The organism is Dyella flava, assembly GCF_016904955.1.
GTDB lineage: Bacteria > Pseudomonadota > Gammaproteobacteria > Xanthomonadales > Rhodanobacteraceae > Dyella_B > Dyella_B flava.
On record NZ_JADIKE010000029.1, the window covers coordinates 125,475 to 151,956 of the forward strand.

Genomic DNA, 26,482 nt, shown 5'->3' on the forward strand with positions numbered 1-26,482 from the left:
TCGCTTCCACGAAAACATGGTGCAGTTAACGGCGTACGTAACTCACATCACTGGTGCCGTCGGGTTCCGGGCGGCGCAGTAGCGCGTTGAACCATCGGCGTTGCTGGGCGAGATCGCTGTCGATCAGCCATTGCGGTTTGCTTGAGACGAGTGCGGCGACAGGCATGCCGTCTTCGTACAGCACGCGGGTGCCGGCCAGTGCGGGCAGGCGGTCGCCGGCGAGTGCGGTGCCGACGAGGTTGAGCGGATCGCTGCCACTAAGGCAGATGCATTGTTGTTCGAGCGGTCGCTGGCGGACGCTGCGCAGTTGGCCGATGGCTTCGGGCAGGGCGAATTGTTCGCCGACCAGGCCGTCCACGAAACGGCCGCCGCGAATTTCGCCGCGAGCTTCCAGGCGGTGATAGACACGCAGCAGTTCGCGCCAGCTGGGAAGCCAGGGTGCTTCGCGTTCGAGCAGTTTCCAGAACACGACGCCGTAGCGGCGCAGCAGGGTGCGGGCGATATGTTCGATGGTTTCGTCGGTGCTGTTGGGGGAATCCCGCAAGCTTGTCCCCGCATCCCTGCCTGGTTCCCGCAGTGCAGCGGGTGAGGAGGTTTTGCGGACCAGTGACCAGCGTCCGGCGTCCTCGATTTCGCTCAAGGCATGCCGGCGCACGCGACGATGGCGTGGTGATTCGCGCTTGGCGGCGGGTGTCAGCAAGGCGCGCAGTCCGGCGAAGCTGTCGGCGGTGACGCGTCCGGCGGCAACGAGTTCGCCGAGGGCGTCTTCCAGTTCGGTGCGTAGCAGGCGCGCGATGTCGAGCAGTTCATCGAAGAACAATGCGCCGTGTGCGGCAAGTGCGTCGAGCACCGCCTGGGCACGTGAGGAAAGCAGTAAATCCTGTTCCTGATTGCGATCGGCCATGCCCGTCCAGAGCCCAAGCTGGCGGCGCGGCAGCAGCACGATGGGCGTGGCGCGTACCGGACCGCCGCTGCCACCGCCACTGCGCAGGCGGTTCCAGCCGATACGTCCCGCGCGGCAGAGTTCATCCAGCCAGCGGCTGGAATAGTCTTCGATACGCGAGGTGAGCAATTCGCTTTCCCATGCACCGGCGGCCGCTTCGTAGCCTTCCAGTTGGCTGAGTACGGCGGCGAGCGCATCGGGGCCTTTCAAGCGCGTGCCGGGTGTGGTGTGTTGCCATTCCAGCAGGAAACGCATCAGGTCACGGCGGCTGACCGGTTCGATTTCGCGGCGCAAGCGACCGATGGTGTAGCGATGGATGCGCGCCAGCAGGTGGCGTTCGCACCATTCGATGTCGCGCGCGTCGGGGGTGAAGCGACCTTGCATCACATAGCCTTCAGACTGCAGGCGCAGCAAGGCGAGTTCGACATCGGAGGCTTCCACGCCGAGCGAGCTGGCCAGTGCGGCTACGCTGACGGGGCCGAGGCCGGTCAGGCGGCCGCGTACCAGTTCAAGCAGTGCGTCTTCGCGGATCCAGGTCTGGGCGGTGAATTCGGCGGGTGCGCTGATCGCCGGTTGCATGGAAGTCGCTGCGTGAACGGCTTGCCACGTCGGGAGTTTTTCTGCGCAGACCCACACGCTTGTTCCCTTCTCTCCTTCGCGGAGGGGGGCGAGCGTCAGCAGCGTGGCGCGATGGGATTTGGCGAGTTTGTGCAGCCAGCCGAGCCAGCCTGCATTCGCTTCGGCTTCTGCAGCGGTGACAAAGCCGAGCACGTTGAGCGCTTCATGCATCTCATCCGCGCTGCGTACGTCGGGCCACGCCTCGCCACGTACCGCGGCGATCGCTTCGGGATCGAGCCTGGCCAGATCATCGGTGTCTTCGATGCCGTTCCATTGGCGCGTCTGCACCGCACGCGTGCGGCGCTCTTCCAGTGGTGCATCATCGAGAAACGCGTAGGGCGCGGCATTGAGAATTTCGCTGGCCAGCGGGCTGGGCGCGGTGAGGTCGCGGGCGACGACGTTGATCGCGCCCGATTCCAGACCCTGCAGAATATGCAGCAGGCCATCCACATCCATCGCCTCGCGCAGGCAATCGTGCAGGGTCTGGTTGACCAGCGGGTGATCGGGAATCTGCCGCTCGCCGACAATGTTTTCCAGGCAGGCGACCTGATCGGGAAAGACCGTGGCAAGCAGGTCTTCGCTTTTCATGCGTTGCAGTTGCGCGGGAACCTTCTTGCCGCCGGCGTAGCGCGGCAGCGCTAGCGCGGTGACCGCGTTCCAGCGCCAACGCACCGGGAACAGCGGCGCATCCAGCAGCGCCTGCACCAGGACCTGCTCGGCGCTGCTGCTATGCAGATAACGTGCAACTTCTTCCAACGGGAAACTGTGGCTGGTGGACAGCGACAGCACGATGGCGTTTTCGGTGGCCGCGGCCTGCAGTTCGAAATTGAACTGACGGCAGAACCGCTTGCGCAGGGCCAGACCCCAGGCGCGGTTGATGCGGCTGCCCCAAGGGGTATGGATCACCAATTGGGTGCCGCCGGATTCATCGAAGAAACGCTCGAACACCAGGGTGGATTGGGTCGGCAGCACGCCCAGCGCGGCCTTGGCCTTGGCCAGATATTCCACGATCTGTTGCGCGGCGGATTCAGTCAGGCCGAGTGCTTCGCGCAGCCAGTCGAACGCCGCCTGCACGCCGCCGGCATCGATGCGCGCGACGATCTCTTCGCGCAAGCGCGATACACCCAGCGACAGTTCGTTGCTGCGTCCCGGTGCTTCGCCCAGCCAGAACGGAATGCTGGGCGGCGCGCCTTGCGCATCTTCCACGCGTACGCGATCACGCTCCACGCGCAGGATGCGATAGCTGGTGTTGCCGAGCTGGAAGATGTCGCCGGCCATGCTTTCGATGGCGAAATCTTCATTCACGGTGCCGACGATGGTCGCTTGTGGCTCAAGCACCACCAGATAGTCAGCGGTATCAGGAATGGTGCCGCCGGACGTCACGGCGGTAAGCCGCGCGCCGCGGCGCGCACGCAGTTCATGATGCACGGCATCGCGATGGACGTAGGCGGCGCGGGCGCCACGGCGCGTGGTGAAGCCATCGGCCAGCATGCGCACAATGGCATTGAATGATTCGCGCGGCAGCGTGCGGTAGGGGTAGGCGCGGCGCACCAGATCGAACAGCGCGTCTTCATCCCATTCGGCGCAGGCGACCTCGGCGACGATTTGCTGGGCGAGCACGTCAAGCGGCTGCGGCGGTTGCACCAGGGTGTCGAGTTCGCCGCGACGCACACAGTCGAGCAAGGCGGCGCATTCGATCAGATCATCACGACTGCTCGGAAACAGCCGTGCCTTCGGCGTGCCGTTGACCGCGTGGCCCGAACGGCCGGCGCGTTGCAGAAACGCGGCAATCGAGCGTGGCGAGGACAGCTGGCAGACCAGATCCACATCGCCGATGTCGATGCCCAATTCCAGCGACGCCGTGGCAATCAGTACCTTCAGCTCGCCGCGTTTCAGGCGTTGCTCGGCATCCAGTCGCTGTTCCTTGGCGAGACTGCCGTGGTGCGCGGCGACGGCTTCGTGGCCCAGGCGTTCGGAAAGATGTCGTGCGACGCGTTCGGCCATGCGGCGCGTGTTGACGAATACCAGGGTGGTGCGGTGCTGTTCCACCAGTTGGGTGAGGCGGTTGTAGACCAGCTCCCAGGTGTCGTTGGACATCACCGCTTCGAGCGGCACCGGGGGTACTTCGATGGCGAGATCGCGGGCGCGGGTGTGGCCGATGTCGATGATGACGCAGCTTTTCTCCCGCTCCTTTCTTGTCTCCCTCCCCCCCTCGGGGAGAGGGCTGGGGTGAGGGGCCGCTCTTGCGAAAAGGTCTGCTGTGAAAGGCTGTGGCTCTTTTGGGGTTTTTGGCGAGGTTGTCCCCTCACCCCAACCCTCTCCTCGCTCCTCAAAGCCGAGCACATCCATGTGCTCTCCCCGCGTGCCCCGGAGGGGAGAGGGAGCAAGGCCGTCGCCCTCGCCTACCAGAAACTTCGCAACGTCTTCGATCGGCTTCTGCGTCGCAGACAAACCAATACGCTGCAACGGCCTTTGGCAAAGCGCCTCAAGCCGCTCCAGGGTCAGCGACAGATGCGCACCACGCTTGCTGGCCGCAACCGCATGGATTTCATCAACGATCACGCTGCGCACGGACTTGAGCATCTCGCGCCCGGATAGCGAACCCATCAGCACGTACAGCGATTCCGGTGTGGTGACCAGGATGTGCGGTGGCACCTTGCGCATCAGGTTGCGCGCGGGTTGCGGGGTGTCGCCGGTGCGCACGGCGGTGCGGATGGGGGCGTCGGGCAGGTGGAGTTGTTCGAGTTGTGCGCGGATCCCTTCCAGGGGCGCTTCGAGATTGATGTGGATGTCGTTCGACAGCGCTTTCAGCGGCGACACGTACACCACGCGCGTTTCGTCCGGCAGCGTGCCGCCGCGCGCCACCGCTTCGCGCACCAGCGCATCGATGGCGGCGAGGAAGGCGGTCAGTGTCTTGCCCGAACCGGTCGGCGCCGCCACCAGGGTGTGCTGCCCTGCCCTGATCGCCGGCCACGCGCCGGTTTGCGCGGAGGTAGGCGCGGGGAACGTGGCTTCGAACCACGCGGAAACGGCGGGATGGAAATCGTGCAGCGGCATCGTCGATGGCCCGCGGTGGTGCGGGTGGGATTCGTCGATCATACATAGGGCCCGGTGGCAGCGCGGTAAAGGCCGGCCCCGGCGGCCTGCGTCCCGCCGCGCCGGCTACCGGCATGCTGCGGCGCGGGCGTCTCAGCCGATGAGACGCCCGCACCACCGCCCACTAAGCGCTTAGGGCGTTTGCTTGGCCATGGAGAGCCGCGGCATCGTGACGCCGCCATCGACGTCGGTGGACAGGCTTACCGCGCGCCAGCGCTCGGCGTCGGCACGGCGTGCCTCATCCGCCTGCTGGAAGAAATGCATCGCGTCGCTGCCCAGCAGCAGGTGTTCCGGCGGCGCGTCGTGTTCGGCCAGTTGCAGGATCACCTGGGCGACCTTGTCCGGATCGCCGGCTTCGCGGCCGACATAGTCGGCGAGCATCCGGTCCACCATGCCCACGGATGCTTCGTAGTCGGGCAACAGCTCCGGCACTGAGCCACGGGCGATGTCGCCCCAGCCAGTGCGCATGCCGCCCGGCTCGACCGAGGTGACTTTGACACCGAACGGTGCGGTTTCCTTGGCCAGCACTTCGGTGAAGCCGCCCACGGCCCATTTGGCAGCCTGATACGCGCTAAGCCCGGGCGTACCCATGCGGCCGCCCACCGAAGAGATCTGGATGATGTGGCCGGAACGCTGTTTGCGCATCACCGGCAGCGCGGCACGCGTGAGGTTCACGACGCCGTAGAGGTTGGTGTCGATTTGTGCGCGGAAATCCTCCGCCGTGGACTGCTCGAACGGCGTGACGTAGCCGAAGCCGGCGTTGTTGACCAGCACATCGAGACGGCCGAAGGCCGCTATCGCCGTGTCGACGGCGGCCTGCGCGGCGGCGGCATCGGTGACGTCGAGCGCAACCGTGCGGACGCGGTCGCCGTAGCGGGCAACCAGGTCTTGCAGCTTGTCCGGCTGGCGCGCGGTGGCGACCAGGCGGTGGCCGGCGGCCAGCACGGCCTCGGCAAGATGGCGGCCCAGGCCGCGGGCGCTACCGGTGATTAACCAGACTTTGGACATGATGTTCTCCTAGGGGATGTGAGTAGGGGTGTGGGTTTAAGTGAGTATGTACATACTCATTAATGGTTGAAAAAAATACGCTCAGTGCTTGGTAATGGCCGCCCAGAACGCTTCGAAACCCGCGTTCTTGTAGCGTTCGGCCAAGGCCGGTTCGCGCAGGATGAACTCCATGGTGGTTTCGGCCAGCGATCCCATGATCGCCCCGACGAAGGCCGGCGGCTGATCCCTCAAGACACCGACCGCCAGGCTTTCCTGCAGCATGGTGTTGACCCGGCTGAAGCCGGCCATGCCGGCCTCCTTGCTCTGCGGGCTGATCCGGTCCGACACGCTAAGTTGTGACATCGCCTTGCGTTTTTGCGGATGGGCGACGCCCCAGTCGACATAGCCGTTCCACACATGCCGGGCTTGCACCGCGATGCGCTCGGCGGCCGGAAAGCCGTCCAGCATGGCGTGGCGCAGATCGCTTTTCAGCTCCAGGTACAGCTGGTTGAGCAAGACATCCTTGTTCTCGAAATAGGTAAACAGGCTGCCTTCCGCCACCCCTGCCCGCTTGGCGATCCTGGCCGTCGGCGCGCTCACGCCCTGCTCGGCCACGATTTCCGTGGCGGCTTCCAGGATGGCGTTGCGCTTGTCTTCGCTGCGGGGACGGGCCACGGGTAGTTCACATAAATGAGCGTGTGCTCAATCATAGGGGCGGCCGTCACCCATCACAAGGGGCCTGCATGAGGTTATTTGCACTAGGCGACGCGCTGCCCGAAATACCGCGCCGGCGGATGCCCGAAACTGCGCCGGAACATCGCGATGAACGCGCTGGTGCTGGCATAGCCGAGGCTGTCGGCCACGGAAGCCACCGGAACGCCATCGGCCAGTTGCTCCAGTCCTTTGCTCAGGCGTGCCTGCTGCCGCCATTGCGCAAAGCTGAGTGCGGTTTCGGTGCGGAACAGGCGGCTGAGCGAACGCGGCGAAAGCCCGGCCCATATGGCCCACTCTTCCAGGCTGCGGTTGTCATGCGGTTGCTCGAGCACGGCGTGCGCGATGCGCAGCAGGCGGCGATCCAGTGGCATGGGCAGGTGCAGCGGCTCATGGGTGGCATCGCGCATTTCATCCAGCAATACGGTCATAAGGCGCTCCTGCTGCGCATCGAGCTGGGCATTCCAGGTCCATGAGCTGGCGCGGTGAACCAGTTCGCGCAACAGCGAACTCACACCAATGACGCAGGGATGATCGGGCAGGCAATGGCTGATATCGGGAGCCAGGAACACGCCCCAGCCGCTCATGACACCACTGACGGTGACTTTGTGCATTTCACCGGCCGGCATCCAGCCGGCACGATGCGGCGGGAGCAGCCATGAGCCACGCGCGGTGTGCACATGAACCAGACCACTTTCGATGCACCAGAACTGGCCGCGCGTATGACTATGCCAATCGTAGGTATGCGTGTCCGGACTGTACTCGCCGGTGGCTTCGCCTTCACTCCAGTAGGCAATGATGGGTGGGCCATCGGCCTTGTCGATGTATTCGTAGAGTTCTTGCTTGGAGCCCGTCATGGCCGGATCTCGACATTTTTTGGCCAAATGACGTTATCAGCTTCGGTCGGGCTTTGCCTAAGCTTTTTCCTACCCGACCTTGGAGTCGGATCCCCGCCGCTGCCGCCGCTCGCGGTTTTCTGTTCAACCAGGCTCCAGAGTCGCGCCCATGGCGCGAAAGCCATCGCCTGGTCATGAAGTGTCTGTCATGGCCGGTCTCATTCGTCCGTCTTAATGAGCATCCCCCGGCCGCACTGCCATGTTGGTAAGAAAAGGAAAGCACATGTCCCCCATGCAATTGGTATCCCTGAAGCCCCAGGTCTCCAAGACGCCGTTGGAGACCTTCGTTGCCTGCGCCCATCAGATGCTGGATCCGGCTACGCCGGAGCCTTTGCGCCGCGCGATGGAACCGCGCTTGCTGGCCCAGTTGCCGGCGTTGCGGGCGTTGGGCGTATTCGAGCTGTTCGAAGTGCGCGATCCGGCCTTGCGGGCCTGGCTGAGCGACGAGCTGGACGAGCTGACCGGTAGATCTCGCAAATAGTCGAAATAATACATTTCTGTCCATTTGCTGAAACAAAAGATGTTCAAACGATATTTGCCTTGACAAATATTTTAGGGCGCAATAACGTGCGCGCCCATGGACACCGAACCGCTCATTACCCCGACCAGCCAGGAAAGCCTTGGCGTGCTGATCGGCCTCGTTCGCGTGGAGCTGGTACGCGGCATCGAGGCGGAAATCGCGGCCAAGGGCCTCGATCTGCGCTTCACCCAGTTCCTGATCATCAAGCGGCTGATTGCACTAGGTCCCATGACGGCGACCGAACTGGCCCGGGCCGTGGAGTTGGACGGCGGCGCCATGACGCGGCAGCTGGACCAACTGGAGGGCAGGGGCCTGCTACGCCGATTGCCGCACGAACAGGACCGGCGCGCGCTGCGTATCGAGCTCACCCAGGCCGGCGCCGATTTATGGCAGCAACTGACCCGCTGCAATGACCGCGTGTTGGAAGCAGCGCAACGCTCGTTGACGGAAACCGAAAGCAATCAATTGCACGATTACCTGGCACGTGTCCTACGGGCGCTTCGCGACAAGAACTGATCAGCAATCAGGCAGGCGGTCATCGCCTGTCGATGTGGACTACGGACAGTCCGCTGCGAACCGGGCGCACAAAGTGCCCGATTCGCCGGAGCCGGATTTGGACATGTGCCGAATCCGGTGCGTTGGGGAAGGGCGGGAATGCCCTTGCTCAACACCTTAGCTAAAAAATTCATCGAGACTTGAAAGCCATGCGTCTGCATATTCTTGCGGTTGCTGTTGGACTGGTGCTCGCGCTGGCAGGTTGCGCCACCAGCGGCGGCATTCATCCGGACGGCACGCTGACCGACTCCTCTTCGCTCAAGGCAGACCGCAGCCTGGCGAAGGTGCAGGTGTCCCAGGCAGCCTGGCCGAAGGACGATTGGTGGACCGGACTGGGCGATCCCCAGCTCAATGCACTGATCGCCGAGGCGCTGCACGACAATCCGACACTCGCCGTCGCCGATGCGCGTGCGCGTGGCGCGCAGGCCGCGGCCAACGCGGCTGATGCCGCGCGTGATCCGAATGTCGGCGTGGGTGGCAGCGTTGCCGAAACACGCATTCCGACGACCATTCCCGTGCTGGGCACCGGACACACGGTGGCGGCCAAATACGTGTATGGCAGCTTCAAGTGGGATCTGGACCTGTGGGGCGGCCAGCGCGCCGCGTGGGAGGCCGCCCTTGGCCAGCTGCGCGCCGCGCAAGTGGATGCGCAGGCCGCGCGCATCGAACTGTCGACCAACGTCGCGCGGGCGTATGTGCAACTCAGCTACGCCTACGTGCAGCAGGATGTGGCGACTGCCGAACTGCATCGCGCGACCGAAGCGCGCGACCTGACTCGTCAGCGCGTCGCTGCAGGCATCGATAACCAAATCCAGCTCAAGCAAAGCGATTCCGAAGTCGCCAGTGCGCAAGGACAGAAGGCGCAGACTGATCGCGCGATCGATGCAGCGCGCTCGGCGTTGTCGGTGCTGCTCGGCAAGGGGCCGGATCGCGGTCTGGATATCAGCCGTCCGCAATTGCTGGCGCCGGGTGCGTTGATCGTGCCTCCGAATGTGCCGGTGGACATGGTCGGCCACCGCGCCGATCTCGTTGCCGCTCGCTGGCGCGTCGAGGCGGCAAGCAAGGACATCAAGTCGGCCAAGACCGAGTTCCTGCCTAATGTGAACATCAGTGCGCTGGCGGGCCTGATCGGCCTGGGCGGCGGCAATCTGTTCCAGCTGCCCAACCGCTTCTACGATGTTGCACCCGCCATCAGCCTGCCGATCTTCGACGGCGGCCGCCGCCGCGCCAACCTGAGCAGCAAGGACGCGCAATACGATCTGGCCGTTGCGCAGTACAACCAGACGCTGGTGTCGGCGGTGAACGAAATCTCCGACGACTACGACGCGCTCAACTCGTTGAAAGTGCAGATCGAAGCGCAGCAGCGTGCGCTGGATGCGGCCAGCGACGCGTGGAATCTGTCCGAGCAGCGTTACAAGTCGGGCATCGGCAGTTATCTGGAAGCGCTTAGCGTGCGCCAGGAATTGCTGGCCGCCGAGCAGCGCATGGCGTCACTGCATGCACAGCAGGCCGATCTCAATGTGCAACTAATTCAGGCGCTCGGCGGCGGCTTCCGCCCGCAAGCCGACACCCAACTCTCCTCCAATAATTAATCGCTTCTGAGGCAGCCCCATGTCCAGTCCGAACCCCAACACCGCCGATACGTCAGCAGTCCAGGCGCCTCCGGCCAACAACAAGCGCGGCTTCCTGATGCGGCTATTGCTCATCGTGCTTGTCGTCGTGGCCATTGCCTGGACCGCGTGGTACTTCCTGGTCGGCCGCTGGTACGAAGGCACCGACGATGCCTACGTCAACGGCAACATCGTGCAGATCACCCCGCGCATCGCCGGCACGGTAATCAGCATTCGCGCTGACGACGGCGATCTGGTGAAGCAGGGCGACGTGATGGTGCGGCTCGACAAGTCCGATGCGGACGTCGCACTGCAGCGCGCCGCTGCCAATCTCGGCACCACCGTCCGCCGTGTGCGCGGCCTGTACAGCACGGTTTCCGGCGCGCAAGCGCAGCTGGCGGTGCAGAAGGTCAACCTGCAAAAGGCGCAGGCCGACTACAACCGCCGCCGTGATCTGGCCAAGACCGGTGCCATCTCGGCGGAAGAGCTCGCGCACGCACGCGATGCGCTCAACGCGGCGCAGAATGCGTTCGACAACGCGCAGCAGCAGTTGCAGACCAACAAGGTGCTGGTGGACGACACCGTCGTCGCTTCGCATCCCGATGTGAAAGCCGCTGCTGCGCAGTACCGCGCTGCGTACCTGGATGATGTGCACACCTCCATTCTCGCGCCGGTGACCGGTTATGTCGCCAAGCGCACGGTGCAGGTAGGTCAGCGCGTGCAGCCGGGCGCTGCCTTGATGGCGGTGGTGCCGCTGCATGAAGTGTGGGTGGATGCCAACTTCAAGGAAACGCAGCTCACCGACATGCGCATCGGTCAGCCGGTGGAAGTGACCTCCGACGTCTATGGCGGCGCCGTGAAGTACAAGGCCGAGGTGGAGAGCCTGGGCGTGGGCACGGGCAGTGCGTTCTCGCTGCTGCCGGCGCAAAACGCCACGGGCAACTGGATCAAGATCGTGCAGCGTATTCCGGTGCGCGTGGTGTTCACCGATCCGTCCCAGCTCGACAAGTATCCGCTGCGCATCGGCATGTCGCTCGATGTCGACGTAGACCTGCACAACCAGAACGGCCTGATGCTGTCGCAGACGCCACGTACCGAAGCGCGCTTCAGCACCGACGTCTTCGACCATGAACTCGCCGATGCGAACGCGAAGATCGAGCAGATCATTCACCAGAACATGGGGAGCTGAGGACAGTCGTGCATGGAGAGCTTGAAACGTGAGGAAGGCCGCGCGTCTCTACGGCACTCCCCGCGCTCGCCAAACTCGCACGTTGACCAGGCGAAGAGCAGAGAAATGACCAAAACCACCCTCTTGCCACGCTCTTTTCTCACTCCTCACTCCTCTCCACTCACTCCTAGCATATGAACAGCCATTTCCGTCCACCCAACCTGGTCCTCGCGACAATCGGTTTGTCGCTGGCCACGTTCATGCAGGTGCTGGACACCACCATCGCCAACGTGTCGTTGCCGACGATCGCCGGCAACCTGGGCGTGAGCCAGGATCAGAGCACCTGGGTGATTACGTCGTTCGCGGTGAGCAACGCGATCGCGTTGCCGCTCACCGGCTTTCTCACGCGCCGTTTCGGTGAAGTGAAGCTGTTCGTGTGGGCGACGCTGTTGTTCTCGCTGGCTTCGCTCCTGTGCGGTATCGCCCAGAGCATGAACATGCTGATCCTGTTCCGCACCATCCAGGGTGCGGTGGCAGGTCCGATGTATCCGATCACGCAGGCCTTGCTGATTTCGATCTATCCACCCGCCAAACGAAGCATGGCACTGGCGCTGCTGGCGATGGTGACGGTAGTGGCGCCGATTGCCGGCCCGATTCTCGGCGGCTGGATTACCGACAATTACTCGTGGCCGTGGATCTTCTTCATCAACGTGCCGATCGGCATCTTCGCCAGCATGGTGGTGGCCAATCAGATGCGTCTGCGTGAAGTGGTCACGCAACGTCCCAAGATCGACTACGTTGGCCTGATCACGCTGGTGATCGGCGTGGGCGCCTTGCAGGTGGTGCTCGACAAGGGCAACGACGATGACTGGTTCAATTCCAACTTCATTCTGGGCACGGCGATCGTCTCGGCCATCGCGATCGTGATCTTCCTGATCTGGGAGCTGACCGACAAGGATCCGATCGTCGATCTGAAGCTGTTCCGCCATCGCAACTTCCGCATGGGCACCATCGCCCTGGTGCTGGCCTATGCGGCGTTCTTCGCGATCGGCCTGCTGGTGCCGCAATGGTTGCAGCTCAATCTGGGCTACACCGCCACCTGGGCCGGTTTCGCGACCGCGCCGCTGGGCGTATTGCCGGTGATGCTGACCTTTATCGTCGGCAAATACGCCACCCGTTTCGATCTGCGCCTGCTGACCAGCGGTGCGTTCGTGGTGATGGGCGCGACCTGCTTCCTGCGCTCGAACTTCTACATCGGCATCGACTTCGAGCACGTGGCGCTGGTGCAGCTGTTGCAAGGCCTGGGTGTCGCGTTCTTCTTCATGCCGGTGACGACCATCCTGCTGTCGGATCTGCAGCCGCATGAAATCGCCGCGGGTGGTGGCCTGGCGACCTTCCTGCGTACGGTAGGCGCGAGTTTCTCCGCATCGCTCACCACCTTCCTGTGGCAGCACCGCGGCATCGTGCATCACGAGCAATTGGCCGAGCAGATCACGCCCTACAACCCGCTGCTGCAGCAGGGCATCGCCCAGACCGGCGATTCGCCCAGCGTGTGGGCGGCGCTGAATCAGACGATCACCTTGCAGGGCCTGCAGATCTCCTTCAATGAAGTCTTCTTCATGCTGGGCTGGATCTTCCTGTCACTGATCGTGGTGATCTGGATGGCCAAACCCCCGTTCGCGGCCAAGGCGGGTGCGGGCGCCGGCGGACACTGAGCAAAGTGGTTTCAAATCCCGCATACGACAACGGCCCCGATTGGGGCCGTTGTTTTATGTGCAGCAGAAGAACGGCGAATCAGAACCCGATACCGGCGACCACCATCGTTTCACCACGGTTCGGCTCGTGCAGGCTGCCGTTGGAAATATGGCGAATGCCCAGGCTCCAGTGATTGCCCTGGTAGCCCACCGTGGTGACGAATTCGTAGTGGGTACTCAAAGCCTGCGTGCTGTCGCTATTGAAGGCCGGCTGGAAGCTGAGGAAGAACGGCTGATACCAGGCGCCGGTCGGGCCGTAGTGGAGGCGTGCACCGCCAGCCAGGATGAAGGTGTCGTGGCGTGTGGTGGGATTGTCGTTGTTGAACTCGGCAACCTTGCTGCCCGTGCGGCCACCGATCCAGCCAGCCGTGACATCCGGCGACCAGGTGAAATTGCTGCTGCCGATCTGGTACGGGTCGAAGATGACTTCGCCGAATGCAACCGGCGTGCTGTAGTTGTTGGACGGGTTACCCATGTAGCTGACGCCGCCCTGCAGTTCGAAGCGTGCGGCCATGGCAGGAAATGCCGGAAGGGTGCACAACAACACGGCTGCCAGACCGCGGGTGAGTGGATGAATGCGCATTCGAAATACCTGTGGGGAAGAGGTGGTATGCCGTTTATGTACTTAAAAGTTTACAAATGATTAAGCCGCGTGGCTAGCCACATTTATGTCACTTCCGACAAGTCGGCGTATTCCCCAAAAGGGTAAGTCCAAAACGACAGCCACACGTAAGCTTCGGCTTACAGCGCGTAATGCCGCTACATATTTACCTAAACCGCATTTTGGCGACACCCCGGCTGGCGCCTGAGCGTACCTTTCTATCGGATCACTCCTCACCAGCCGCTCAAGAGTGTTTATGGCGGTGATGGAGGTCCGGATAGTGCGGGTGGCTATGCCGGAGCGGCTCATGGGTATGCGGATGCGTGTGCGGTTCTTTTCCGTCCCAGGGAAAATCATGAGTGTGCTGATGATGCTCATCGTGGCGATGACGATGGCTATGGGTGATCGCCTCATGCACATGTTCGTGCTCGTGGCGCTCGCTGATATGCAGCCATACGCCGACCACCATCAACGCTCCGGCCAGCCAGAAGCTGGTGCCGGGATGTTCGCCGAACAGCCATAGCGCCACGCATGCGCCCAGGAACGGTGCGGTCGAAAAATAGGCGCTGGTGCGCGCGGTGCCGAGCGAGCGCAGGGCCAGCACGAACAGCACCAGGCTGACGCCGTAGCCGGCCAATCCGAGCAAGCCGGCCGCAATCAGCCTGAACGGGGCAGGGAAGTGATAGCCGGCGGCGACCGCGATACCGATGTTGATGCATCCGGCCACGGCCCCTTTGAGGCCGGCGATCTGGACCGGATCGCTCCCCGAAATCGGGCGAGTAAAGTTGTTGTCGATCGCCCAGCAAAGACATGCGCCCACAATGGCGATCGCGCCGAATCCGGCGCCGCCAAAACCAATGCGTTGCACGGAAAGCAGGCCGCCGCCCGCCACGATCGCCAGCATTCCGAGCAAAACGCGGTGGTCGACATTCTCGCGAAACACCACCCAGGCCAGCACTGCGGTGAGCACGCTCTCCATGTTCAGCAGCAAGGATGCCGAGGAGGCGGGTGTATGCGTCAGGCCGAACATCAGCAATAACGGCCCAAGTATGCCGCCGAACAACACGGCGCCCGCGAGCCAGGGGAGGTCGCGCGGTACTAACGCTGCTTCGTGTGACTCCCCCGCGTTGACGCGACGCCATAGCCACCACAGCAGCAGGCCGGCGCCGGACCCCGCGTACAGCAGACCGGCGAGCATCCCCGGCGCGATGTCGCCCAGCAGTAACTTTGCCAGCGGCGTACTTACCCCGAACAGCGCCGCCGCCAGCAGCGCCTGCGCGATGCCTTTGGCGTAGCTAGGCGGCGCCGAGTTCACGGGCGGCAGCCTGTTTGGACGCCAGACACTGCGCAATCTCCAGAAAGGCATTGACCATCGGATCAGTCGTATCGCGGCGGAAAATCGCCCACACTGCGGTCGCGGCCTCCATATCCGCCACCGGCCGGTACACCACGTTTTCCACCATCATCCGTTGCACCGAGCCAGGCAGGACGGCGACGCCGAAACCACCGGAGATCAGGCCGATGATGGTGGGTAATTCACGCACTTCATAAAGAATGCGCGGACTGAAACCGGCCTTCGTGCACAGTGCGATCACCTGGTCGTAAAACCTCACGCCCAGATGGCGCTGATAGAAGATGAAATCCTCGTTGGCCAATTCACTGACATGAATGGGCCCGGTCTTGGCGGCCAGCGGATTGCTCGCATGCAGGACGACGGTCAGTGAATCCTTGAACAGCTCGATGGCGCGCAGGCTGTCGGGCAAGGCATCCGGCCGGATCACGCCGATGTCGATGATGCCTTGTTCAAGCGCCTCGACCTGGTGCGAGGTGGGCATCTCATGGATCAGTAGACGCACATCCGGCAGGCGTTCGCGAAACCGGGCCAGCACCCGGGGAACGACAAACGTGAATGGACCGGAAGACATCAGGCCCAGATGCAGCTCGCCCAGTTCGCCGCGCTGGGAACGCGCCACCGATTCGGCGGCTCTTTCCGCCTGCGCAAGGATGCCTTTCGCACGCGGCAACAATGCATTTCCCGCATGGCTCAACACGATGCCACGCCCCTTGCGTTCGAACAGCTTGGCGCCCAGGCGCAGCTCAAGTGCATGAATTTGCTGGCTAAGTGGGGGCTGCGAAATGCCCAGTCGCTCTGCCGCCCGCCCAAAATGGAGCTCGTCGGCGACGGTGACGAAATATTTCAGATGCCGAAGTTCCAGGTATTCATTCGTCATGTGTATCGAGCCATTCGCCTTGCTGTATCGATCTTAGCAAGTCTCGTTACTAACATTTACGAAGGCCGAAGCTTATCCCCAAGCTCCGGCCATTTTTTGTTTCCGCAAGTTTGCTTGTAAGCAGAGCATGCGGTCCCTCGCGGCGTCCGCAATAAGGTTCCGTACGCATGATTGCCACGTGATGCGGCATGCGGCCTAGGTGCTCCGCCCCCACTCCCTGGAGTACATCCACATGCAGAGGATTGTACGGCTCGCTCTGGAGCGGCCTTATACCTTTGTCGTTCTCGCGCTGCTGATCCTGATTGCCGGACCGCTGGCCGCGCTGCGTACGCCTACCGACATTTTCCCGGATATTAAAATTCCGGTGATCGCGGTGGTGTGGCAGTACACCGGCCTGCCGCCGGACCAGATGGCCGGGCGCATTGACTCCCCGTTCGAGCGCGTGCTGACCACCACGGTCAATGACGTCGAGCATATCGAAGGCAAATCGATCAACGGCTTCGGCATCATCAAGATCTTCTTTCAGCCGGGTGTCAACATCGCGACCGCCAATGCACAGGTGACGGCGGTGTCGCAGACGATCCTCAAGCAGCTGCCGCCGGGCGCGACACCGCCGTTGATTCTCAACTACAACGCATCGACCGTACCGATCCTGCAATTGGCGCTGTCGGGTAATGGCCTGAGCGAACAGAACCTCGGCGACCTGGGCCTCAACATCCTGCGTCCGCAACTTGTTTCGGTGGCTGGCGCGGCGATTCCGTATCCCTACGGCGGCAAGACCCGCCAGGTGCAGATTGACGTCGATTCCAGCGCGCTACAGGCGCGTGGCCTGTCCGCACAAGACGTGGCCGACGCATTGGCGGCGCAGAACCTGATCGTTCCGGTGGGTACCGAGAAGATCGGCAAATTCGAATACACACTCAACCTCAATAACGCGCCATCGGACATCAAGGAGCTCGGCAACCTGCCGATCAAGCAGGTCAACGGCACCACCATCTACATTCGCGACGTCGCCCATGTGCGCGACGGCGCGCCACCGCAGACCAATGTCGTGCACGTGGACGGTCACCGCTCGGTGCTGTTGAGCGTGCTCAAGAACGGCTCCGCCTCCACCTTGGATATCGTGGCCGGCATCAAGCAGCGCCTGGTCGATAGCAAGGGCACCTTGCCGGACAACCTCAAGGTCACCCCGATCGGAGACCAGTCGATCTTCGTACGCGCCGCCATCAGCGGGGTGGCACGCGAAGGCATCATCGCGGCGGCACTCACCAGCCTGATGATCCTGCTGTTCCTTGGCAGCTGGCGCTCGACGCTGATCATCGCCACCTCGATCCCGTTGGCCGTGCTCGGCGCCATCGCTTTGCTGTCGGCGTTCGGCGAGACGATGAACATCATGACGCTGGGTGGTCTGTCGCTGGCGGTGGGCATCCTGGTGGACGACGCCACGGTAGCCATCGAGAACATCAACCGGCATCTCGAACTCGGCAAGGATGTGGAAACCGCGATCGTCAACGGCATGCAGGAGATCATCACGCCGGCCTTCGTATCGCTGCTGTGTATCTGCATTGTGTTCGTGCCGATGTTCTTCCTCCCGGGCGTGGCGCGCTTCCTGTTCGTGCCGATGGCCGAATCGGTCATGTTTGCGATGGTCTGTTCGTTCATCCTCTCGCAAACCCTGGTGCCGACGATGGCGAACTATCTGCTGAAGGCACATGGGCCGGATGCGGGTGATCACACCGCCCCGTCCGTGCCGTCGAAGAATCCGCTAGTGCGTTTCCAGCGTGCCTTTGAAGTTCGCTTCGAACGCGTTCGTGCGACCTACCACGGCGTGCTCGACATGGCGATCACGCATCGCAAACCATTTGTGGTCGGCTTCCTGTCGTTTGTGCTGGTGTCGTTCCTGCTGGTGCCGTTCCTGGGACGCAATTTCTTCCCGGATGTGGATGGCGGCCAGATCCTGATGCACGTGCGGGCGCAGGTTGGTACGCGCATTGAAGACACCTCGAACCTGTTCGGCGACATCGAGCAGACGGTGCGGGGGGTGATTCCGCCGCAAGACCTGGGCACGGTGGTGGACAACATCGGCCTGTCGAACAGCGGCATCAACACCACTTACAACAACACCGGCTTGATTGGCGAACAGGATGGCGATATCCAGATCGCCCTCAACGAAGGCCATCGCCCGACCGCGCAATACGTGCGCCAGCTGCGCGAGCTGCTGCCGCGCAAGTACCCAGGCGTCACGTTCTCGTTCCCGCCGGCGGACATTGTCAGCCAGATCCTGAACTTTGGTTCGCCTGCGCCGATCGATTTGCAGATCCGCAGTCCCAACCTGTCGGCCAACTTTGTCTACGCCAACACCTTGCTGAACAAGATCAGGCAGATCCCTGGCGTGGTCGACGCGCGTATCCAGGAATCGCAGGCCAGTCCGGCGTTCGATGTCAACGTGGATCGTACCCAGGCGCAGCTCCTGGGCATCACCGAGGGTGACATCACCAACAGCCTGGTGGTGAACCTTGCCGGCTCCAGCCAGGTGGCGCCGACGTACTGGCTGAATCCCGCCAACGGCGTGTCGTATCCGATCGTGATGCAGACGCCGCAGTACGCGCTGGACAGTCTTGCGCAACTGCGCAACCTGCCGATCAGTGGCCCGAATGGTCAGTCGCAAGTGTTGGGTGGTGTGATCAGCCTCAAACGCAACGACATGAACGACGTGGTCGATCAATACGACATCCAGTCGTTGGTACAGATCTACGCCGCCACCCAGGGTCGCGATCTGGGTGCGGTGGCCGCTGATATACAGAAGTTGATCAACGACACCGCCAGTCAGCAGCCGAAGGGCTCGCACGTAGTGCTGCTGGGCCAGGTGCAGACCATGAACAGCGCCTTCTCCGGCCTGCTGTTCGGTCTGCTCGGCGCAGTGGTGCTGATCTACATGCTGATCGTGGTGAACTTCCAGTCGTGGAGCGATCCGTTCGTGATCATCACCGCGCTGCCCGCCGCATTGGCCGGCATCGTGTGGATGCTGTTCACCACGCACACGCCGCTGTCGGTGCCTGCCTTGACCGGCGCCATCATGTGCATGGGCGTGGCCACCGCCAACTCGATTCTGGTGGTGAGCTTCTGCCGCGAACGTCTGGCCGAGCACGGCAACGCCGCACTCGCCGCGCTCGAAGGCGGCTTCACCCGTTTCCGTCCCGTCTGCATGACCGCGCTGGCGATGATCATCGGCATGGTGCCGATGGCGCTTGGCCTGGGCGAGGGCGGCGAACAGAACGCCCCGCTCGGCCGCGCGGTGATCGGCGGTCTCCTTTTTGCCACCTGCGCCACCCTGCTGTTTGTGCCGGTGGTGTTCAGCATCGTCCATGCGCGTCACAGCCATGCCCCGAAAGAAGCCGACGCTTCCGGAGAACCAAGCTATGTCGTCTGAAACAACTATGCATCCGCCGAAGAGGCCATCCAAACGCGGCTTGCGCCTGTTCGGACTCGTGGCTTCCGCGGTCTTGATCGCGATCGTGGTGATCGGTCTGATCACGCGCGCCACGCAGGCGAGCAGCCTGAAAACCTGGACCGATGAACAGGCCATTCCCACCGTCAACGTGGTCGCGCCGGAGCCCGGAAAAGCCGGTCCTGTGCTCGATCTGCCCGGTCGCCTCGAAGCGTTCACGCGCGCGCCGATTTACGCGCAGGTGAGCGGCTATCTGAAAGACTGGAAGACGGATATCGGTGCGCACGTGAAAACCGGCGAACTGCTCGGCGAGATCGACACGCCGGAACTCGATCAGCAACTGGCGCAGGCGCGCGCGGATCTGGTCAGCGCGAAAGCCAATGCGAACCTCGCCGAGATCACCGCCAAGCGCTGGCAGGCCATGACCGGCACTGACTCCGTTGCGCAGCAGGACATCGATGAGCGCACCAGCGACTACACCGCCAAGGTCGCACTCGTGAGCGCCGCGCAAGCCAATGTCGATCGGCTGATCGCCACCAAGGCGTTCGCGCGACTCGTGGCGCCGTTCGATGGCGTAGTCACCGCACGCGACACCGACGTCGGAGCGCTGATCAACGCGGGCGGTGGCACCGGTCCGGAAATGTTCGTGGTGTCGGACATCCATCAGTTGCGCGTCTACGTGCAGGTGCCGCAGAGCGATGGCCCTTCGATCCGTCCAGGCAGCAGCGCCGTGCTGGTGGTGCCCGAATATCCGACGCGTGAATTCCACGCCAAAGTAGTGGCGACTTCGGATGCGGTGAATGCCAATTCCGGCACGACGCTGGTGCAGTTGCTGGTCGACAACGCCGATGGCGCGCTGATGCCGGGTGCGTTTGCTCACGTGCGCTTTAACCTGCCAGTCGACGCCGCCGCGTTGCGCGTGCCGGCCAGTGCGCTGATTTTCGACAACGCCGGGCTGCGCGTGGCGACTATTGGCGCAGGCGACAAGGTGGCCTTCAAGAAAGTGAGCATCCTCTACGACTTCGGCAAGTCGGTCGAAATCGGCTCGGGTCTGCAAGCCGGCGATCGCGTGATCGACAGCCCGCCGGACGGCATCAAGGACGGCGAAGCCGTGAAGATTGCCAGCGACGACGCTACGGCCAAGCCCCATGAAAAAGCTTGAGTTCTCCCTTGCGCTCGCCGTTGCCGCGGCGTTGAGTGCTTGCTCGCTCGCACCGGCGTACAAAGCTCCGGCGACACCCACGACGCCGGCCTACAGGGACGTGGGTCCGTGGGTGAGCGCACAGCCGAATGACCAATTGCCGCGCCAGGACTGGTGGCATCTCTACGGCGACGCCGAGCTTGATCAGTTGCAGACCCAACTGCTTGCCAACAATGCCACGCTTGCCGCTGCGTTCGCCCATTACACGCAGGCGCAGGCGTTCAGCGCGGAAGCACGTTCGGAGTTGTTCCCGCAGGTAGGCGCCGGTGCCAGCGGAGAGCGGGCCCGCGAATCGGATACGGCGCCGCCGGCGCGCAATCCCGCGGCACCCGCCGATTACAACGCTTACTCAGTGGGCGTGCAGGCCAGTTATGAAGTCGACCTGTGGGGTCGCGTACGCAACACGGTTGAAGCCGGGCGCGACAACGCGCTCGCGGCGCAGGCCGATCTCGCCTCGGCCCAGCTAAGCCTGCAGGCGCAACTTGCGGACAGCTACATGCAATTGCGCGGCTTCGACCAGCAGATCGCGTTGCTGCAGCAGACCATCGAGGCTTACCAAAAGGCACTGAAGCTTACGCAAACCCTGCATGCCGGAGGCATCGTGTCAGGCCTGGACGTATCGCGCGCACAGACGCAGTTGTCCGACGCGCGTTCGCAGTGGTCGCAGACGCTGGCGCAGCGCACGCTGATGCAGGACCAGATCGCGGTGCTGGTAGGCGCGAACGCGTCGACCTTTACCTTGCCGACGGAAACGGCGGCCATTCCGGTGCCGGTGATTCCGCTCGATGTACCTTCCAGCCTGTTGCAGCGTCGCCCGGACGTGGCCGCGGCGGAGCGCCGGGTCGCCGCTTCCAACGCAGGCATCGGCATTGCGCGCGCCGCCTGGTTCCCATCGTTGACGCTTAATGCGCAAGGCGGCTTCCAGAGCACCAGCTGGGCCAGCCTGTTCACTGCACCGAGCCGGGTCTGGTCGCTTGGCCCATCGTTGGCCTATGACCTGTTCGATGGCGGCTATCGCAAGGCCACCATCGTCGCGGCCAAGGCAAAGACCGATGAAGCCGGTGCGCAATATCGCGGCGTCGTACTTGCGGCGTTCCAGCAGGTACAGGACAACCTCGCCTTGCTCGATCATCTCGGCACGGCGAGCGTCGACCAGAAGGACGCATCGACTGCCGCGCAACGCGCGCTCGATTTGTCGATGACCCAATACAAGCATGGCGCCGTCAGCTACCTCGACGTGGTGCAGGCCCAAACCGTCGCCTTGCAGGAGCAGCGTGGCTTGCTGCAACTGGATACCCAGCGCCTGCAGGCCAGTGTGCAATTGATCCGCGCGATAGGCGGCGGCTGGTCGGTGGATCAGCTTGCGCGCAGGTAAATCCCGTGCGGAAATAGTCAGAACATCCAGGAATCCAACATGACAACGAAACCCGTTGCGGATACCAGTATCGAAAAAGATGGCGCCACCGATGCGCCTGCTTCACCCGGCAGCATGCATCGACCCAGCCACAGTGCGCTGGATACCGAAGACGTCGCGGCTCGCGATGAGGTGTCGCACGAAGCCGCGCTGCGCGATTCGGCACTCCGAGCTCCGCGCTAGAACGTCGTCGTCATAGCTCCCTCCTTGAATGAGAGGGAGCGAGCCAGTCATCGCTGCGGCGGCGAGCGATGATGCTAAAGCGTTGGTTCAAATCAAGTGTGAGGCAACCGGTGGCGAGTTCGCCAGGTCATCTCGCCCCACGGGCACGGGTTCAATCCGTGACGGTATCCGGGGGAAGCTGCTCGGGCAGCACAAACTGGAACCCGCGCTGCTCAAGGTCATTCAGGGTTTGATCGAGCACGGCGGCCGTGGTCGGCTTGTCATGCATCAGCAGGATGGACAGGTTGTCCGTGTCCCTGTTGCTCCAGAAGCGAATCTGTTCCGGCCTGGTTTGCCAACTGTCCTGGCTGTTGGCGTCCCACAGCATCTGCTGCATGCCGGACATTTCGGCGAAATGCTTCACATGTGCTGAAGTCATGCCAAATGGTGGGCGAAAATAAAACGGTCGATGGCCGGTCAGGCTGGCGATGCGCCGGCTGCATCCTTCTACCTGATCACGCAAGGCCCCATCTGACAATTCGCTCAGTCGCAGATGATCGAAACTGTGATTGCCGATGATATGGCCTTCATGTTCATAGACACCAAGCAAATGACTGGTCGTGTCGTTGATGTGATTGCAAACGAGGAAGAAGATGGCGTGTGCATGATGCCGATGCAGGACGCCGAGGATCTGTTCGTCCACGCCATGTCCGTACGGGCCGTCGTCAAAGGTCAACACAGCGTACTTGCGCCCAACCAGCCAATCGCTCGCCTTGCGCCAGGAATATTCGCCGATCGGCGTAAGGCCGCCCTGGGTCACGCGGTCGAGCACAAAGCGAGGCGGGGGTAGCCCGCGTCCAACCAGCGTCAGCGAGGAGGCCAGTAGCGCAAATAACGCGCAACCGACGATCACATGGCCGCGAGCCAATCGCAGTGGCCTGGTAAAAGTCTTTTGCAAGTTCATTTTCGCCTGATCCTCTAAAGCAGTGGCGGCTTATCGCTCCCGACCCCGCAACCGGGAAACCTGGCTGCGTGCAACGGAAGCGCCCCGCTCTCGCATGGATATGCAAGAGGCATTGGGGCTAATGCACGCGTCATGCCACGCGCAAATTCATCACATGGGCGGCTTGGACAGGCGAATCCAGCGTGTCGGGACGATCAGTCGCAAGTTTGTGACGTGGCACGGCAGCTTCGTGTCTTTTTGCGACAGACTTGAGCGCGAAGTTGGGGCGGCCGGATAGCAGAAGGCTTACGCGTGCCTGACGTGGTGCGCGTTTACTGGTGAGAGTGCGTTATCAGCAGCAGGGACGTCGTCTTCGATACCTGAATTGGTGGCATGCGGATCAACGCATCGCGCTACCGAATGTCAGATCCATCTGCAGCATCACCTCACGCCCGTAGATGTTGTAGTTCTCTACATTGAAATACGGATACACGCTGTAAGTGGGATCCACCGGCGGCATCTTGTTGGTGATGTTGTTCACCAGTGCGGACAGATCCAGCTGGCGGGTGAGGTGATAGCTCACGCTGCCGTTGAAAGTGATCCACGGCGGAAGCCGTCCGGCGCCGGGATAGGTCGCACCGTCGTTTTGCGCGATGTAATTCGGCGAAGGTCCATAGCGGTGTCCGTACACAGTGCCGGTCCATCGTCCGCCGGGGCTGTTCCAGGTCACGCTGCCGCTGAGAATGCTTTTGAATTCTTCGCTGTACTGTGGATCGGCCAGCTGATTGATGGGCGCTTGCCCGGGTGCGAGCTGGTATTCGTGCCTGAGCATATCGTTGTAATCCAGTTGCACGCTGAAACTGCCGATATGCCAAGGTGCGAAATGATAGTGCGCACTGCCGATGATGGACTCGGTCATTTCATCCGTGAGATTCGCGTAATACGTCGTAATCCCGGTGATGGTGCCATCGCCATCCTTTCCCGCACGTTGTACCTGACCGTCGACCGGATTGGTGATCGCCTGGCATTCCGCTGAATCGGGATTCAACTCGCCCAGCAAGCATTGCGCATCCGTCCGCATCAGCAAGTCCACGCTCTGCTGCACGACTTCGTCCCGAATCGCCAGATGCAGATAATCCAGGCTCACACTGAAACTATCGACAGGCGACCATACCGAACCCAGCGTCCAGCTTTCCGCCGTGGTGGGTTGCAGCGCGGGATTCGCCAAAGCCGTGCCTTTGACCTCGTACTGATCATCGGCGCCGCAGTTGTTGCTGTGATCTTTCGCGCATTGGTAGTAATCGATGATCTGCGTGTAGTAGCCGGTCGGTCCGAGAAAGATCGACGACAGATCCGGCGCCTTGAAGGACGTGGTGTAGTTGCCGCGAAACAGCAAGCCGTCAACCGGTCGGTATTCGAGGCCGGTTTTGTAGGTGAACTTATGGTTGTTGCTGCCCTCGTTCAGCGCGTAATGGTCGTATCGCCCCGACAGATCGAGCGTCAGCGGTTTCAGCAACGGCAGGTTTAGTTCAAAGGACGTCGCTGCATGTGCGCGCTGGCCGCCGCCGCCCGAGGCTGCATGATCGAACACCGCACCCTGCGTAAACAGTGGATTGACCGGCTCATACCATGCTTCATTGCCGCCTTCGATCAATGCTGCAAACCCCGCGTCGCCGCCGGGCAGGCCAAACAGCGAGGCATTGCTGAGCGTGGCGCGCGTGTCGTTGATCCAGGTATTGCTGAATTCGGGAACACCTTGGGAGAAGCTCGCATATTGCGCGGGTGAGACCGGCTCGAAGAACGCCGCGTAATCGGGGTTGTAGGTATTGAGCCTGGTGACCGGATCAACGCCCACCAGGGGCCCAAGGATGCTGTTGAAGTAGCTGTCGACCTGCGCCTTCATCAGCACCGGCTCCACTACCGTGGTGCGGTCACCGGTGCGCAGATAATAGATATCCCAATCCCAGTCCGACTCGCCCAACTGCCCGTTGGCGCCGAGATCGCCTTGATACAGCAAATCATTTTGCCGATACATCTGGCCGGCGAGGCCGCCGGGCATTTCCTCGGGTGCAAAGGTCTTGCCCAGGTAAAGAATATGGCCGGTTGTCGCATCTTCGATCAGGCCGTCCGGGTAATCAATGGATGCCCACTGAGCTGCACCCGGGAACCAGCTCTGCTGTTGCCAGTTCAACATGGTGTCGCTGTACAACTGGAGCTGTTCGCTGACCTGGTAGTCCAGCTTCAACATGCCGTCGTAGTTGCGTTCCTGGTTGCTATAGGTGACATCGCCCGCGGCCTTGTCCGAGCCGCAATAGTGACCGTACTGATCAGCATTGCTGCTGCTGACAAGTTGGGTGCTGCCGCCAAACAGATGAGTGTCGCAGCCGTTGGGCGGATTGAGGTAACCCAAGGGATAGCCGCTGCTGGTGCTGGCGGTGCCGTAGTCGTAGATGGCCGCTTGTACGGTGGGGGCGCCAACGCCCGCGGGGCCCGAATCGCTGCCCATCGTCAACGGACGCTGATAGCCCCAGATCGGCGACGCATTGTCGAACTCGCCCGCTGCAAGCAGGCGCAGCTTGCCGGTGGTGTGGCCGTAGGCAAAGCTCAGGCGCTGATTGGCGCCGCCGCCATCGGAATAATTTCCCGTGCGCAGCGACAGGTCGCCGCCGTCCATCTGCGACTTGGTGACGATATTGATCACACCACCAATCGCCTGTGAACCATAGATCGATGAAGCACCGCCCGGCATCACATCGATATGATCGACGATAGCTACCGGCAGGTTGGCGACGCTGGTGACGTTGAGGGCGCCGTTATACAGAGGGCCAAAATCGGCCAGTTGCTTGCCATCAATCAGGATCAGCGTGAGCTGGGGACTGAGGCCGAACAGGCTGATCGGCTGCGCGCCCTGGGTAAACGTGCCCGCGGCCTGCGGCCCTTGGACAGAGCCGGTCGCCAGCACCGAATTCAGCAGCACATCCGCGATGCTGTTGAAGCCGCGCGCTTTGATGTCTTCGGCGGTAATCGTGTAGGTGGGCGTGGCGGTCTGGATGGCGGCATTGCTGATCAGCGAGCCACTGACACTCACCGTGCGCAAGGTTTTCGCCGGCGCCGCTGACACGTCGGCTGCCGGCGGCGCGGCCGGGACAGGCTGGAGCGCCGGTAGCGGTTTCAGGACGAAGGTGGTGTCGTTCACCGCCTTCCAGGTCAATCCGGTGCCGGCCAGCAATTGCCGCAATGCTTCCGCGGGGGTGAAGCGCCCGGAGACGCCGCGCGTGGTTTTGCCTGTGGCGAGTTCCGGTGAGTAAACCAGCTGCACATTGCTCTGCGCAGCGAAGGTGTCCAAGGCGTTGCCGAGGTTGCCGGATGCGATCGTATAAAGCTGCGATGCAAGCGTGCTTGCATCGGCCAGGCAGGGAAAGCCCAGGATCAAGCCGGCACAACCCAGTGCCGTGCTCATGAGGTGCAGGTGCATGATGGCACGACGAAGCAGAAAGCCAGACGCTGCCGGGCGCACGGATTTACGCGAGCAAATCCATGCACGCTTTCGCCGAGCACCTCCCCCCATCCCCGTCTTGCGCCTCCCTCTTTCCCCCAAAGCGTTCAGTGATGCCGGCTATCGTG

At 62.4% G+C, this 26,482-nt stretch carries 17 protein-coding genes and 2 pseudogenes; 9 read left to right on the forward strand and 10 right to left on the reverse strand.

Translation table 11 applies throughout. The features are described from left to right. Window positions 1-25 precede the first annotated feature (25 nt). From ISP19_RS05430 to ISP19_RS05445, 5 genes and pseudogenes are all read right to left on the reverse strand, one after another. Window positions 26-3,739, reverse strand: a pseudogene (locus tag ISP19_RS05430) (Lhr family helicase); the annotation flags it as partial. Between the two features lie 201 nt (window positions 3,740-3,940). Further along, window positions 3,941-4,618, reverse strand: a pseudogene (locus ISP19_RS21620) (DEAD/DEAH box helicase); the annotation flags it as partial. A gap of 171 nt (window positions 4,619-4,789) precedes the next feature. Further along, window positions 4,790-5,665, reverse strand: coding sequence for an oxidoreductase (locus tag ISP19_RS05435; RefSeq protein ID WP_204680340.1), 876 nt, complete (start codon window positions 5,663-5,665; stop codon window positions 4,790-4,792). A gap of 81 nt (window positions 5,666-5,746) precedes the next feature. After that, a complete protein-coding gene (locus ISP19_RS05440) occupies window positions 5,747-6,319 on the reverse strand; it encodes a TetR/AcrR family transcriptional regulator (protein WP_204680341.1) in 573 nt (190 codons plus the stop codon). A gap of 83 nt (window positions 6,320-6,402) precedes the next feature. Further along, window positions 6,403-7,212, reverse strand: a complete 810-nt coding sequence (locus tag ISP19_RS05445; RefSeq protein ID WP_204680342.1) for an AraC family transcriptional regulator — start codon at window positions 7,210-7,212, stop codon at window positions 6,403-6,405. 262 nt (window positions 7,213-7,474) lie between these two features. On the opposite strand from ISP19_RS05445, the gene ISP19_RS05450 reads away from it, so the two are divergent. From ISP19_RS05450 to ISP19_RS05470, 5 genes are all read left to right on the forward strand, one after another. Further along, window positions 7,475-7,732 carry a hypothetical protein gene (locus ISP19_RS05450; protein ID WP_379945674.1) on the forward strand — a complete coding sequence of 86 codons (258 nt, stop codon included), beginning with the start codon at window positions 7,475-7,477 and terminating at the stop codon, window positions 7,730-7,732. Between the two features lie 96 nt (window positions 7,733-7,828). Then, a complete protein-coding gene (locus tag ISP19_RS05455; RefSeq protein ID WP_204680343.1) occupies window positions 7,829-8,287 on the forward strand; it encodes a MarR family winged helix-turn-helix transcriptional regulator in 459 nt (152 codons plus the stop codon). Between the two features lie 188 nt (window positions 8,288-8,475). Beyond that, window positions 8,476-9,918, forward strand: coding sequence for an efflux transporter outer membrane subunit (locus ISP19_RS05460; RefSeq protein WP_204680344.1), 1,443 nt, complete (start codon window positions 8,476-8,478; stop codon window positions 9,916-9,918). A gap of 19 nt (window positions 9,919-9,937) precedes the next feature. Beyond that, complete coding sequence (locus ISP19_RS05465) at window positions 9,938-11,125, forward strand: HlyD/EmrA/EmrK family protein (protein WP_204680345.1); 1,188 nt, start codon at window positions 9,938-9,940, stop codon at window positions 11,123-11,125. Window positions 11,126-11,298: 173 nt separating this feature from the next. Next, window positions 11,299-12,819: a DHA2 family efflux MFS transporter permease subunit gene (locus ISP19_RS05470; RefSeq protein WP_204680346.1), complete on the forward strand. Its 1,521-nt coding sequence runs from the start codon at window positions 11,299-11,301 to the stop codon at window positions 12,817-12,819. Between the two features lie 79 nt (window positions 12,820-12,898). Here ISP19_RS05470 and ISP19_RS05475 read toward each other — a convergent pair whose 3' ends face one another. The 3 genes from ISP19_RS05475 to ISP19_RS05485 all read right to left on the reverse strand — a co-directional run bounded on the left by ISP19_RS05475 (window position 12,899) and on the right by ISP19_RS05485 (window position 15,690). Next, complete coding sequence (locus ISP19_RS05475; RefSeq protein ID WP_204680347.1) at window positions 12,899-13,441, reverse strand: acyloxyacyl hydrolase; 543 nt, start codon at window positions 13,439-13,441, stop codon at window positions 12,899-12,901. Window positions 13,442-13,703: 262 nt separating this feature from the next. Further along, window positions 13,704-14,774, reverse strand: a complete 1,071-nt coding sequence (locus tag ISP19_RS05480) for a DMT family transporter (RefSeq protein WP_284384915.1) — start codon at window positions 14,772-14,774, stop codon at window positions 13,704-13,706. Next, window positions 14,755-15,690 (reverse strand): LysR substrate-binding domain-containing protein, encoded by a 936-nt coding sequence (locus ISP19_RS05485; protein ID WP_204680349.1) that lies wholly within the window; start codon window positions 15,688-15,690, stop codon window positions 14,755-14,757. Before ISP19_RS05485 ends, ISP19_RS05480 begins: the two co-directional genes overlap by 20 nt. Before the next feature lie 232 nt (window positions 15,691-15,922). Here ISP19_RS05485 and ISP19_RS05490 point away from each other — a divergent pair, with 232 nt between their 5' ends. The 4 genes from ISP19_RS05490 to ISP19_RS05505 are packed head-to-tail and all read left to right on the forward strand — an operon-like array spanning window position 15,923 to window position 21,936. Beyond that, entirely contained in the window at window positions 15,923-19,120 is a 3,198-nt protein-coding gene (locus ISP19_RS05490) for an efflux RND transporter permease subunit (RefSeq protein ID WP_204680350.1), read from the forward strand. A gap of 7 nt (window positions 19,121-19,127) precedes the next feature. After that, window positions 19,128-20,300, forward strand: a complete 1,173-nt coding sequence (locus tag ISP19_RS05495) for an efflux RND transporter periplasmic adaptor subunit (RefSeq protein WP_204680351.1) — start codon at window positions 19,128-19,130, stop codon at window positions 20,298-20,300. Continuing rightward, window positions 20,287-21,714: an efflux transporter outer membrane subunit gene (locus tag ISP19_RS05500; RefSeq protein WP_204680352.1), complete on the forward strand. Its 1,428-nt coding sequence runs from the start codon at window positions 20,287-20,289 to the stop codon at window positions 21,712-21,714. Before ISP19_RS05495 ends, ISP19_RS05500 begins: the two co-directional genes overlap by 14 nt. A 39-nt stretch (window positions 21,715-21,753) precedes the next feature. Next, window positions 21,754-21,936, forward strand: coding sequence for a hypothetical protein (locus ISP19_RS05505; RefSeq protein WP_204680353.1), 183 nt, complete (start codon window positions 21,754-21,756; stop codon window positions 21,934-21,936). A gap of 151 nt (window positions 21,937-22,087) precedes the next feature. On the opposite strand, the gene ISP19_RS05510 is transcribed toward ISP19_RS05505, so the two are convergent. After that, complete coding sequence (locus ISP19_RS05510; protein WP_204680354.1) at window positions 22,088-22,879, reverse strand: polysaccharide deacetylase family protein; 792 nt, start codon at window positions 22,877-22,879, stop codon at window positions 22,088-22,090. A 379-nt stretch (window positions 22,880-23,258) separates the two neighbouring features. Beyond that, window positions 23,259-26,333 (reverse strand): TonB-dependent receptor, encoded by a 3,075-nt coding sequence (locus ISP19_RS05515; protein ID WP_204680355.1) that lies wholly within the window; start codon window positions 26,331-26,333, stop codon window positions 23,259-23,261. Window positions 26,334-26,482: the final 149 nt, after the last annotated feature.